At 49.0% G+C, this 13,612-nt stretch carries 10 protein-coding genes; all 10 read left to right on the top strand.

The window, feature by feature from the left end; translation table 11 throughout:
* Positions 1-49 precede the first annotated feature (49 nt).
* The 10 genes from K7P76_RS08195 to rhaA all read left to right on the top strand — a co-directional run bounded on the left by K7P76_RS08195 (position 50) and on the right by rhaA (position 13,590).
* Positions 50-727 (top strand): response regulator transcription factor, encoded by a 678-nt coding sequence (locus K7P76_RS08195; protein WP_232184759.1) that lies wholly within the window; start codon positions 50-52, stop codon positions 725-727.
* A complete protein-coding gene (locus K7P76_RS08200; RefSeq protein ID WP_232184760.1) occupies positions 724-2,100 on the top strand; it encodes a sensor histidine kinase in 1,377 nt (458 codons plus the stop codon). The genes K7P76_RS08195 and K7P76_RS08200 overlap by 4 nt, the downstream gene beginning before the upstream one ends.
* Positions 2,101-2,414: 314 nt before the next feature.
* A complete protein-coding gene (locus tag K7P76_RS08205; protein WP_232184761.1) occupies positions 2,415-5,513 on the top strand; it encodes an efflux RND transporter permease subunit in 3,099 nt (1,032 codons plus the stop codon).
* A 25-nt stretch (positions 5,514-5,538) separates the two neighbouring features.
* Positions 5,539-6,735 (top strand): efflux RND transporter periplasmic adaptor subunit, encoded by a 1,197-nt coding sequence (locus K7P76_RS08210; protein WP_232184762.1) that lies wholly within the window; start codon positions 5,539-5,541, stop codon positions 6,733-6,735.
* A gap of 32 nt (positions 6,736-6,767) precedes the next feature.
* Complete coding sequence (locus K7P76_RS08215; protein ID WP_232184763.1) at positions 6,768-7,334, top strand: RNA polymerase sigma factor; 567 nt, start codon at positions 6,768-6,770, stop codon at positions 7,332-7,334.
* Positions 7,335-7,429: 95 nt separating this feature from the next.
* Positions 7,430-8,581, top strand: coding sequence for a metallophosphoesterase (locus K7P76_RS08220; protein ID WP_309244739.1), 1,152 nt, complete (start codon positions 7,430-7,432; stop codon positions 8,579-8,581).
* Between the two features lie 160 nt (positions 8,582-8,741).
* Positions 8,742-9,707, top strand: a complete 966-nt coding sequence (gene glpX, locus K7P76_RS08225; RefSeq protein ID WP_232184764.1) for a class II fructose-bisphosphatase — start codon at positions 8,742-8,744, stop codon at positions 9,705-9,707.
* Positions 9,708-9,836: 129 nt separating this feature from the next.
* Positions 9,837-11,906, top strand: a complete 2,070-nt coding sequence (locus K7P76_RS08230; RefSeq protein ID WP_232184765.1) for a bifunctional aldolase/short-chain dehydrogenase — start codon at positions 9,837-9,839, stop codon at positions 11,904-11,906.
* A gap of 17 nt (positions 11,907-11,923) precedes the next feature.
* Positions 11,924-12,295 (top strand): sensory rhodopsin transducer, encoded by a 372-nt coding sequence (locus tag K7P76_RS08235; protein WP_232184766.1) that lies wholly within the window; start codon positions 11,924-11,926, stop codon positions 12,293-12,295.
* A gap of 32 nt (positions 12,296-12,327) precedes the next feature.
* Positions 12,328-13,590 (top strand): L-rhamnose isomerase, encoded by a 1,263-nt coding sequence (gene rhaA, locus K7P76_RS08240; RefSeq protein WP_232184767.1) that lies wholly within the window; start codon positions 12,328-12,330, stop codon positions 13,588-13,590.
* The last annotated feature ends 22 nt before the right edge of the window (positions 13,591-13,612 follow it).

The raw sequence follows: 13,612 nt of genomic DNA on the forward strand, positions 1-13,612 counted from the left end.
TAACTTCCGTAGTACAATTGGAATACAAGCTTACGGGAGGCATATGGATATGGCGCACATCCTGATCGTCGATGACGACCCGGACATTTTAGAACTTATAAGGTTTTATTTGTCAAGAGAAGGCTTTAAAATAACGGTTGCACACGATGGCGTAGAGGCAGTTGGCATCGCGGAGCGCGTCAAAATCGATCTTGCGATCGTGGACGTCATGATGCCGGAAATGGATGGATGGGATCTGTGCCGGCACCTGAAGGACGGGTTCCCGGAAATGCCGCTGCTCATGGTCACCGCTAAAGGCGAGACTAACCATAAAATTAAAGGCTTTAACCTTGGGGCCGACGACTATCTCGTCAAGCCATTCGATCCGCTCGAACTGTCGGTTAGGGTTAAATCTCTCCTCAAGAGATATCGGATTCAGGCATCGATGAAGGTTCAGATCGGCAATATGGTGTTGGACAAGCATCGTTATGAAGCGGTCATAGAGGATGTACAGATTTCGCTGCCGCTGAGGGAGTTTGATCTCTTATTCAAGCTGGCAAGTTTTCCCGGTCAAATCTTTACCCGGAACGACTTGATCGAACAAGTATGGGGCGCCGATTTCATAGGGGATGACCGGACGGTGGACGTGCATGTCAAACGTCTGAGAGATCGGTTCTCCGACATCGGATGCGCGTTTACGATCGATACCAAACGAGGGCTCGGATATAAGCTTGAGGTCCTCGAATGATAAGAACGTTATACGTTCGCGTGGTGCTCACTTACATGGCCGCAGTTATACTGGGACTGATCTGTACGTATTATTTGACGTTATTTCTGCTGACGGTAGCGGGGGAACGTTATTTGGGTAAAATGAAAAATGAATTGGAAGCGGACGCACCGCACATTATGGAAATTTATCAACAAAACGGGCTTGATGGAGCCGATTCTGTTTTCGAACGAACGCCATACAAGGAGCAATACAAGGTCAGGCTGTATAACCGCGAAATGGAACAACTGAACAGTAAAGACCAAAATGAGCTTGCGAACAGCTTCTCCATCTCCAATCGGGTTATCCGGTCGGTTTTGGCCGGCGAGACGTACCATGGCTCCGATAAAGACATCGAACAACTGGTTTTTGGTTTGCCGTATGAGCAATCAGGTGAGCATTATGCCCTTTTCATTCAAATATCGGATAAAAAACTAGATTCGATCAACCAGATATTGCTTCTATACGCCTTGCTTATCAATTTATTGGTAGGGAGCTTATTCATTTTCGTTGCCGCCCGTTATTTGGTTAAACCGCTGCGTAAAATGAAAGAAGCCGCGGAACGGATGGCTAAAGGCGAATTCGATATCGAGCTGAAGTGGGGAAAGAGAAAGGACGAGCTAGGCCAACTTGCGCAAAGCTTCAATTACATGGCCGGTCAATTGAAGCAGTTCGAAACGATGAGACAAAATTTCGTATCCAATGTTTCCCATGAGATCCAATCTCCGCTGACGTCTATATCCGGGTTTTCAAGCGCGTTGCTGCAAAGCGGCGTACCGGAGGAGGATAAAGTCAGATATTTGACCATTATCCAAGCCGAAAGCGAAAGGCTGTCCAGGCTAAGCGACAATTTATTGCAGTTGGCTTCGCTGGACTCTCAACGGCATCCGTTCGAACCGCATGTTTACGACTTGGATGAGCAGCTTCGCAAATCCGTCGTCGCATGCGAGCCGCAATGGTCCGCCAAATCGCTCGATTGGGATTTAGATTTGCCAAGGGCGAAAATAAACGCGGATGAAGACCAGCTTAGCCAAGTATGGATCAATTTACTGAGCAATAGCATTAAATTTACGCCGGATGGCGGAAAAATCAGCATAACCATCGTTAAACATACCAATTTGATCGAAATTAGAGTAACGGACACCGGAATCGGTATTCCGGAAGAAGACCTCGGTAAAGTGTTTGAAAGGTTCTATAAAGCGGACAAATCGCACAACAAAAAACAGTCCGGGAGCGGTTTAGGGCTAGCTATAGTCAAAAAAATCATTACTCGGCATCGCGGCACTATCGTATTGAGCAGCAAGCAAGGCGTTGGAACGACCGTTACCGTTACCCTACCTCATCGAACAGCATAATTGAGAATGAAGCCAATGAAAAAACGGGATTGTCCTATTCCCACTTTCGTTGGCTTCTTTTTTATAACTTTCAGAGGGATTATTTAGAATTTCTTTAGATTTATATCCACCTGTGCTTTAGAAATTTTCTGTAACCTACATGACAGAACAATAAGGAGATGAATTTGATTAATAGACAGTTTGAGATATTTGAAATTAATCGATCATGTCATAGTTTGTTCATATTCGTGTTATAAATTGGTACTTAGCGCACAGGAAAGCTTTCCCAAGAGGATGAGGGAAATAGCGAATTAACTTTATTGGAGGGTAACCTGTTGAAAGGATTAATAAACTTTTCCATGAACAAAGTAGCTGCCATGCTGATTTTGATCGCGATTTTACTTGGGGGAGGCATTTACTCAGGAAATTCGTTGAAAGTGGAAAATATGCCGAACGTTTCGTTTCCCTACGTGATCATCACGACTCCCTTTCAGGCTTCACCGAAGGACGTGATGAACCTCGTAACAAAGCCGATCGAGGATAAGATTTCGAACGTCGAAGACCTGGAAATTCTTTTCTCTAACTCAAGCGACAGCATGTCCATGATTACCGTTCAGTTCAAGCAGGGGGTTAACATCGATAAGAAGAAGCTGGATCTGGATAGCTTGGTTCAGGACGTGAATCTGCCGAGCGGAGCGCTCCGGCCGAAGGTTTCTACGATTGGATTCGCCTCTATTCCGGCTTATTATTTGGCCGTTTACGCCAAAGACGGAATGACTCAAACCGAACTTGACCAGCTTTATGAGAAAGAGCTGAAGCCGGAGTTCCAATCCATTAGTGGTCTCGATCATATCGATTCCATCGGGGTTCGTTCATCATCGCTGGATATTCAGTTGGATGCCGGCGCTCTAATGGCCTACGGTCTTTCTCCCGTTTCGGTCACAGCTTCTATACAGGCGGCGCTTACGAACGGTTCGGTCGGAATGGTCAAATTTAACGGCAATACCCAGATTGCCCGGGTAACGGGAGAGATTAATAGCCTGTACAACCTGGAAAATCTGGAGATAACGGCACCGGCCGGACAGACGTTGCTGCTGAAAGACGTGGCGGATATTAAAGCCGTCAGCGAATCCAACTTCGTCGCCCGGTTGGACGACAAGCCGGCTATCGGCATTCATTTGTACAAGTCGAGCACGGCAAACGCAGTCGATTTCTCTAAACAAACGAACAAGCTCATAGCGGAATGGGAACAATCCCATCCGGAGATCACCTTTAAGAAAGTGTTCAACAGTGCCGACGAAGTGAATCAATCGATCAGCGGATTGCTTCGCGAAGGCATGATTGGGATCGTGCTGGCCTCGTTAATGATATTGCTTTTTCTTCGCAACCTTAGGATGACGCTTATTGTGGTAGTGTCGATTCCTCTTTCAATTCTGATGACTTTAATGATGATGAATTATATGGACATCACGTTAAACATCATGTCGTTAGGCGGTATGTTTATCGCCGTCGGCCGCATCGTGGACGACAGTATCGTCGTCATTGAAAGCATCTACACCAACCTGCAAAAAGCGCAGGAGAAAAATCAATCGGTCATTTTACTGGCTGTACGACAGGTAGCCATGGCTATTAGTTCGTCAACGTTCGTAACGGCTGGCGTGTTTTTGCCCATCGCCTTCGTAGGCGGCATCATCGGCGGGTTTTTCCGGCCATTCGCGGTTTCAGTCGTATGCGCGTTACTGGCTTCCCTGCTGGTAGCATTGACTGTCATTCCTATGATGGCGAAGCTTATGGTGCTGAGAAGTGCCAAACAACCTAATGAGGAAACTCACACCGAAGGCAAAATGGTCACTTTCTACGAAAGAATTTTGGTTTGGATCTTATCGAACCGAATCAAGACGTTGCTTCTCTCTGGTGTACTGCTGGTGTTGACGATTGCGATTACCGTGCCGAATTTGGCTATCGGCTTTCTGCCGGACACCAAACCCGGTAAGCAAATGAATTATACGATCAAGCTTCCGTATGAGACGACCTTCAACACCTCGAACCTGCAGGCTAAGCAGATTGAGGCGCTGTTGCGCGAAGCCAAGGACGATGCCGCCCAGCCGATGTTTACTTTCGTGGAGGCGCTGGTCGGTTACGGCGGGGGCGACGAGCGGGTTCCTTATGTGATAGAGATCATAACGGAAGTGAACAGTGACGTAGATCCAGAGACGGTCATGAGACAGTATAACAAGCTAATAACGGCCCAGCTCCCCCGGGGGTCCGAGGTATTTCCCGGCTCGCTTGAGGGCGGCGGCAGTGATTCTTCGCCCCAGTTTTCTTATGTGCTGTACGGGGAAGACCAGCAGATGCTGGAACAGGCGGCCGCGCTTGTTAAGAAGAAGCTGCAGGAATTCCCGGAGTTGAAGGATGTCAATGACAATTTGGGAGATGCGAAGATGGAGGTGCAAATAACCGTCAATCCATCCAAAGCCAGACAATTCGGTCTTAATGTCTCGCAAGTTCATGATTTGATCGGAGCATGGATTGCCAGACAGGAGCTTGGCAATCTCCGATTAGATAACACTGTATACAGGACAGCCGTCGAACTCTCGCCGGAGCATAAAAACTCGCTTCAGCAGCTCGGACGGATGCCGTTACAGGATGCTTCCGGCAACACGGTTTATTTGAACGAAGTGGCCAAGCTCCAGGAAGTTGAAGCTCCAGTGTCGCTGCAGCGGGAAAGCCAAAAACTGATGGTTCAGGTGACCGCGAAAATCAACTCTGCCAATAAAGCGGCGATCAGCGACAAAGTATCGGGTGCGCTCGGCGAGCTCGAACTTCCTTCAGGCGTCACGACGACCGTTAAGGGGGTCAACTCAGATATTAACTCTGGCTTCTCGCAATTATTCCTCGCCATGGGTGCAGCTATCGCCATCGTCTATTTGATTATGGTGCTCTGCTTCGGAAATGCGGGAACTCCGTTTGCCATCTTGTTCTCCTTGCCATTGGCCGTCATTGGAGGCTTGCTCGGGTTATGGATAGCCAACGAGGCGATTAATATCACCTCTTTGATCGGATTTATGATGCTTATCGGAATTGTTGTCACCAACGCGATCGTCTTTCTCGATCGCACCCAGCAATTGCGAAAGGAAGGTTATCTGGTCCGCCATGCATTGATCGAATCCGGCAAAGTCCGTCTTCGGCCGATTATTATGACGGCGGGAGCGACTATCGCGGCCATGATTCCGCTGGCGATCGGGTTATCCCATGGCACCTTGATTTCCAAAGGGCTAGCCGTAGTCGTTATTGGAGGTCTTGTTACTTCCACGATTCTAACGCTAGTTGTCGTCCCGATCGTTTATGAAATGATCGAAGGTTTCAAAGGAAGAATGAGCAGAATATTTAACCGCGGCAGTCTGGCGAAGCGAGATCATGAATTAAATGGTTAACATTACAGGAAAGGAGCAACTGCAAATGCACATTAAGACACAGCTTTCAACAAAGAACATAAGCAGAAAAGCGAAAATGGCATTCATTCTCCTCCTTATTACGGCTTATATTACGGGATGCTCTTCATCTCCATCCCCAACGGCGGAACCCAAACCGGCGGCAGAAACTCTGGTTAAGGTAGAAAGCATAAGCAAGCAAAGCATGGGCGATCCGCGGGAGCAGGTGGCGGAAGTCAGCGCCTCGGTGCGGGTGGATATTACGGCTGAGGCCGGAGGAATCGTTCTGTCTATGCTCAAGAAGAATGGTCAGCGGGTTAAGGCGGGCGACGTCATTGCCAAATTGGATAACAAGAATTCCTTGATCGAGAAAGAAAAGGCTCGGGCTGCTTATACGAGCGCAGAGCAATCGCTTGCAGCATCGACAGCGGAATCGGCAACGAATCGGCTGCAATTGACCAACAACATCGCCAAACTGGAGGATTTATTGAAGCAACAAGCCAGGGAAGGCAATGAAGCGGATAATAAAGAGACGGTTCGCAGTCTTCAAGTTTATAAGCAGCAGTTGGCAGCCTTAGAGGGCAACAAAGCGCTTGCTGCCCTGCAAGCGCAGGTGGAAACTTCGAAGCTTATTTTAGAGCAAGCAGAGAGGTCTTGGGGGAATGGCGAAATCAAAGCGCCGGTCAGCGGTGTGTTGACCGATGTCAAAGCGGATGAAGGAATGAACGTTTCGGCAGGCAGCGCATTCGGGATTGTGCAAAATACGGGGAAAGTCAAAATAAAAGCGCAATTGACCCAAACGGCGGCCGATCTAGCCCGCAATAAACGCGAGATTGTCTTCTATGGCTCCGATAACGATAGTTTAAAGAGAAAAGCCAAAGTTATCAGCCTAGCCGAAATACCTGATGCGAGCACGAAATTGTATGCGTTGGAGTTGGAAGCGGACAATGCCGATGGTTCTTTGATACCCGCCTCGCGCGTTCAATTGCAGTTGACGACTCCCGAAGAGGAGAATGTCGTCGCCGTTCCATCATTGAGTATTTTGCGCGAGGGCCAGGAGACGTACGTATTCGTTCTGAACGGTAGCAAGGCCGAGAAACGGAAAGTGTCGCTCGGTCGAATTAACGGCATATACCAAGAGGTGCTTCAGGGGGTTAGCGTCGGCGACCAATTGGTAGTTTCCGGACAGCACGCGTTAAAAGAAGGGCAAACCGTCCGTAAATGAGCGACGTCCGTTCTCGAAAGGAGGACCATCGCGTGGATGTCATTCCGGCATACGAAACATTAGTTGCTCCCCATCTGGATGACTTGCGATTGTATTGTTTCTATTTAACGAAATCCAAGTGGGATGGGGAGGATTTATTCCAGGAAACGCTGTTGAAATCGTTGCTATTTTTCGTACACGCCGAACCGTTCTTGCATGTAAAACCTTTCTTAATGCATGTTGCCCGAAATTTATGGATTGACCATATCCGTAAACATCAGAGAAGGCGGCACGCGCAAATGTCTCCTCAGATGACTTACTATACGGACAACGATTATGTTGAGGTTCGCAGCGCGCTCGAATGGTTGGCCGAACGGTTGCCGAGGCGCAATATCGAGATGTGGCTGCTGTTCGAATATTTCGGTTATTCTATGCAAGAAGTTGCCGGCGCCTTGAATTGTTCGATTTCAGCGGTCAAATCCGCCTTGTTCCGTACTCGGGACTTGCTCCGCAACCGACAAACGATAGCGACCAATCGCAAAGTGATCCATATCGACGTGGAACGATGGTCGCGCGCAGTCATGCAGGATCGGCCGCAATGCCTATTATTTGAAGGTTAAGCTTATGGAAACCCGGACCTTTACGGTTCGGGTTTTCAATTATGCTATAATCTATGAAGGTATTTAATAGGGATGTTGGGGAGCTTATAAGAGAAATGAAAATGGTTCAGCGGTTTATCATCTTGTTTACTTTACTTCTAACGGTATACTCCAGCATCAATTATTACATCGGCTGGCATATTACGGAGTGGTTCGATGCGATAGGGCTAGCTTATAAGCCGGCAATTTTCTGGACAGTTTTAGGCGTTATTGCTTATGGTTATATTGGCGGCCGCATTCCGTTGCCAGGCTTCAGTAAACCGGTAGGACGTTTATTAAAGGTCATCGGCTCTTATTATATTTTCATAATGGAAGCCGGGTTTCTTCTTTTCCTAATCGGAGATTTGATCGGGTTATTCGTAAGTTGGTCCGGAGGCAATCGGGAGGACTATACGTTATATTCGGTCAGCTCTGTCCTAGCAATTATATTAATCCTATTAATTATCGGCTCTCGCAATGCATGGAGTCCTATCGTTCGTAAATACGATTTGGAAATAGACAAGCAAACTGCTGGCGCGGAAAAGGTTTGGACCATCGCAGTCGCCTCTGACTTGCACCTGGGCAACGTAGTCGGCAGACGCCACCTGAGGCGGTTGGTCGATCGGGTGAATGCCATGAATCCCGACCTGATCTTGCTGCCTGGCGATGTTATTGACGATACGATCGAGCCGTTCATTCGCAATAAGATGAGCAGCCTTCTGGGCGAGCTTAAAGCTAAACATGGAGTATACGCCGTGCTTGGCAATCATGAATACTATGGCGGGCACATTGAACAATATATAGCGGAAATGAACAAAATCGGCATTAAGGTGCTTCGGGACGAAACAGTGGAAATCGCGGAAGTTCTGTATGTGGCGGGCCGAAAAGACAAAACCGCGGACTCAGCCGATCTAACCAAGCGAATGAGCGTGAGTGATCTCTTAAGTACGCTGGATTTGAACAAACCCGTTATTCTCATGGATCATCAACCGACGAAATTAGCGCTTGCGGCAGACTCCGGTGCGGATATTATGCTCAGCGGTCATACGCATAGGGGGCAGTTCGCGCCCAACCACTTGCTTACTGGAAGGATTTTCGAGCTCGATTGGGGTTATTTGAGAAAAGGTGCGATGCATGTCGTTGTTTCTTCCGGTTTCGGCACATGGGGACCTCCGATTCGGATCGGAAGCCGCTCTGAAATTATTCAGCTTAAGGTGATGTTGAAGTAAGACAAATCATTTTGCAGCCTTGTTGCAGCATCTAGACGGATGTTGTGGCAAGGCTTTTTTATAATGCATCATAATGATCAAAAATAGACTTTTATATTGTGTCATAAATATTTATATGTTATATATTATATAAACGAAACAACTCATTGGAGGGTTACATATGGAGAGAGAGCTAGCATTGGAAATCGTACGCGTAACCGAATTGGCGGCTTTGGCATCAGCGCCTTGGATGGGTCGAGGGGATAAAATAAATGCAGACGGCGCGGCGACTTCGGCGATGAGGGCGATGTTCGATTCGGTATCGATCAGAGGTACGGTCGTCATCGGCGAAGGTGAAATGGATGAAGCGCCAATGCTATATATAGGAGAGCAAGTAGGGAGCATGAACGGGCCGGAGGTCGATGTTGCCGTAGATCCGCTCGAGGGAACGGAAATCGTAGCCAAAGGCTTGAACAACGCGATGTCCGTCATCGCGATCGCGGGCAAAGGCAATCTGTTGCACGCGCCCGACATGTACATGGAGAAGCTTGCGGTAGGGCCGCAGCTTGTTGGGAAGCTGAAAATCACGGACCCGATGGAAGTCACCTTAACGAAAGCGGCCGAAGCCTTGAACAAAAACGCATCCGAGTTGACGGTCATGATATTGGATCGGGTGAGGCATGAAGCGATTGTCAAGACGCTCCGTAAAGTAGGCGTGCGAATCAAGTTTCTGTCGGACGGTGACGTAGCCGGTGCAATGGCACCTGCTTTTCCGGAGGCGGGCATCGATCTGTACGTCGGTTCCGGCGGCGCGCCTGAGGGTGTTCTCGCGGCGGCGGCGCTCAAATGTCTGGGCGGCGAAATACAAGGCAGGCTAATGCCTTCCGATGCTAAAGAATACGCCCGTTGCTTGGAGATGGGGATCGAAGATCCGTACAAAGTACTTTACATGGATGATATGATCGGTACCGAAGATGTAATATTCGCGGCTACTGGCGTAACGCCGGGTGAATTTCTAGGCGGAGTTCGCTATTTGCCCGACGATCGCGCAGAAACCCACTCCATCGTCATGCGCGCCAAAACAAGAACGATTCGATTCATTAGAGCCCTGCACTACTTGCCTAATAAATCTTTGCTTCAAAAGTAAATAATGAGGAACGGTCCTTTTTATAGGGCCGTTTCTTTTTGTTTATGTTTGAATTAAATATATTCAAACATAAACAAATATGATAGGATGATATCAAACACAAATAAACAATTAACCGGAGGTATTTCCATGGTACAAAGCTTGTGGCAATCATCGAAAGCATCAGAGCAGCAAAGCGGTTTGGATCAACTCGTCTATCGCTCCAACATCATTGGCGCGGACCGTCGCGTATGCAACTTCGGCGGCGGCAATACGTCTACCAAAACGATCGTTCAAGATTTCCGCGGACGCGACACGGAAGTGATGTACGTCAAAGGGAGCGGCTCCGACCTCGCTTCGATGAAACCGGGTAATTTTACAGGCTTGCGCATGGATGACATCCGTCCTTTATTCGAGAAATCGGAAATGTCCGATGAAGATATGGTTGCCTACCTGGCGAATTGCATGATCGATTCGAAGCATCCTCGTGCATCGATCGAAACGCTGCTTCACGCATTCCTCCCGTTCAAACAAGTAGACCATACGCATCCCGACTCTATCATCAGCTTATGCTGCGCGGATAACGGCAAAGAGCTTGCCCGCGACATTTTCGGAGATCGTTTTGTATGGGTTCCTTATATTCGTCCCGGCTTCACATTGTCCAAGATGATCGCCGAAGGCGTGCTTAACAATCCTAAAGCCGAGCTTGTGCTCATGGAGAAACACGGTCTCGTCACATGGGGCGACACTTCCGAAGCTTGTTACGCGCAAACGATCAAGATCATCACGGAAGCCGAGAACTTTATCGAAGCTCGCGTTAACGAAGCGAAAATATTCGGCGGCGTAAAACACGCGACACTCGAAGCGGACGTTCGCAAGAGCATCGCATCTCAAGTGATGCCGACCATTCGCGGCGCCGTAAGCGATGCGAAGAAAATGATTCTTTCCTTCGACGACGCGGACGATGTTCTGCAATTCGTAGGCGGCATAGATTCCGCAACGTTGTCCCAAGTGGGCGCGGCTTGCCCCGATCACCTCGTGCACACGAAAGTCGTTCCGCTCTTCATCGACTGGACTCCGAACGCGGAAGACGTTGAAGGCCTGAAAGCCAAGCTGAAAGAAGGCGTAGCGGCTTACAAAGAAATGTACAAAGCCTACTTCGAGCGCAATAAAAATGAAGGCGACGTCATGTTCGAAGCAGCGCCTCGCGTCATTCTCATTCCGGGCGTAGGGATGATCAACACCGGCAAAAGCTGGGCGATGTCGCAAATCAGCGGAGCTTTGTACCACCGCGCGATTGCCGTCATGAGAGGCGCAACCGCGCTTGGCAACTTCGTTTCCCTAGTAGAGAACGAATCCTACAACGTGGAATACTGGCCGCTTGAGCTTTATAAGCTGTCTTTGGCTCCTGCCGAAGCCGAGTTTTCCCGTAAAGTAGCTTTCATCACGGGCGGAGCAGGCGGGATCGGCAGCGAAACGGCTCGCAGACTCGTATCCGAAGGCGCGCATGTCGTCCTGGCTGACTTGAACTTGGAAGGCGCACAGAAAGTAGCGGCGGAAATCAACGCGAAATTTGGCGAGAACCGGGCGATTGCCGTTAAAATGGACGTAACAAGCGAAGAGGCCGTACAAGCCGCTTATGCCGAAACTGCACTTATTTATGGCGGCGTAGATATCATCGTCAACAATGCAGGACTTGCGACCTCCAGTCCTTTCGATGAAACTTCGCTGAAAGAATGGAACTTGAACATGAACGTGCTCGGCACGGGTTACTTCCTCGTTGCCCGCGAAGCGTTTAAGTTGATGAAGGAGCAAGCGATCGGCGGCAACATGGTATTCATCGGCTCCAAGAATTCCGTTTACGCAGGCAAGAACGCTTCCGCTTACAGTTCCGTCAAAGCGCTTGAAGCGCATCTTGCACGCTGCATCGCTGCGGAAGGCGGAGAGTTCGGAATCCGCGTGAACACCGTATTACCGGACGCGATCCTTCAAGGCTCCGCGATCTGGAACGGCAGCTGGCGCAACGAACGTGCGGCGGCATACGGCATCGAGCCGGATCAATTGGAAGAATACTACCGCAAACGTACGACTTTGCTCGTCAACATTTTCCCAAGGGATATCGCGGAAGGCATTGCTTTCTTCGCTTCCTCTAAGTCCGAGAAGACGACGGGCTGCATGCTGACGATCGACGGCGGAGTACCGGCAGCGTTCACACGATAAATCGGAGGGTATCAAGCATGCATAAGCACCGCGGCGAGAAGCTTTGGTATATTCCGGACGGTTATATTCCCGAGACGAGCTCAGGAACGTTGACGAGCCATGAATCCATCTGTGTCCTGAACACGGCTTCGGAGGAAGCCCTGCTGAAGATTACGATTTTTTTCGAAGACCGTGAGCCGATGGAAGATATTATGGTCGTTGTTGCAGCCAGACGAACGAAACACATCCGTACGAGCTCTTTACACCAAGAAGGGGCGCCGATTCCGATCGGCGTTCCCTATGCCATAGAAGTTCAAAGCGATGTTCCTATTATCGTACAGTATAGTCGATTGGATTCAACGCAAGCCGAGAATACGCTGATGTCCGTTATGGCTTACCCGATCAAGTGAAAGTAAATCGCGGAGTAGAGGAGCAGTCACCTATGCAACAGAAAATCGTTAGCAATTACGAATCAGCTAAAGAGCAATATGCTCAGCATGGCATCGATGTCGATCAAGTTCTTAGCAAGTTGGAAAAAATTAAAATTTCCATGCACTGCTGGCAAGGAGACGACGTTCGGGGGTTTCTGAACAAGGATCAAGATTTGACCGGAGGGATTTCGGTAACGGGGAACTATCCCGGTGCGGCTAGTACTCCTGCGGAATTGCGTTCGGATTTGGAGAAAGCGTTCTCTCTCATACCCGGCAAACATAAAGTGAACCTGCATGCCATCTACGCCGATACGGAAGAAAAGGTCGAATTGGATAAAATCGAGCCGAAGCATTATCAGAAGTGGGTCGATTGGTCCAAGGAGCAAGGCTTGGGTCTTGATTTCAATCCAACGTGTTTCTCTCACGAGAATTCCAAGGATGGATTTACGCTAAGCCATTCAGATCCGGCCATACGTCAATTCTGGATCGACCACTGCAAAGCATCGCGGAAAATCGGAGCCTATTTCGGCGAACAACTCGGACAGACTTGCGTAACGAACGTGTGGGTTCCAGACGGCTTCAAGGATGTTCCAGCCGACCGCATGGCACCAAGACAGCGCTTGAAAGATGCGCTCGATCAAGTGTTTGCGGAAGACCTGAACCCTGCTTATAACTTGGATGCGGTAGAAAGCAAACTGTTCGGCCTCGGCTCGGAAGCTTATGTTGTCGGATCGCATGAGTTTTACATGGGCTATGGCATTCAGAACAACAAGCTTATTTGCCTAGACGCGGGGCATTTCCACCCAACCGAAGTCATTTCTAACAAATTATCTTCCCTTGCTTTATTTACGGATGGAATTCTTCTGCATGTTAGCCGTCCGATGAGATGGGACAGCGATCACGTCGTCACGTTGGACGATGAATTGATCGATATCGGCAGAGAGCTCGTTCGCGGCGATTTGCTCGGCAAAACGCACATCGGCCTTGATTTCTTCGATGCGAGCATCAACCGCGTAGCCGCATGGGTTATCGGTACACGCAACACGCTTAAGGCATTGCTGAGAGCGATGCTTGATCCGGTGGAAGCTTTGAAGAAAGCGGAGCTGGAAGGCGACTATACGACGCGTCTTGCTTTGACGGAAGAATTCAAAAGCTATCCATTCGGAGCAATTTGGGATTATTACTGCGCGAAGATGGGCGTTCCGGTTCGCGAAGAATGGTTGGCAGAAGTGAAAACTTACGAGAATGAAGTGCTGCTGAAGCGCGGTGTATAACTTAATATAAGGGTGATGCAGA

Source organism: Cohnella silvisoli, assembly GCF_021190915.1.
In the GTDB taxonomy this organism is placed as follows: domain Bacteria; phylum Bacillota; class Bacilli; order Paenibacillales; family Paenibacillaceae; genus Cohnella; species Cohnella silvisoli.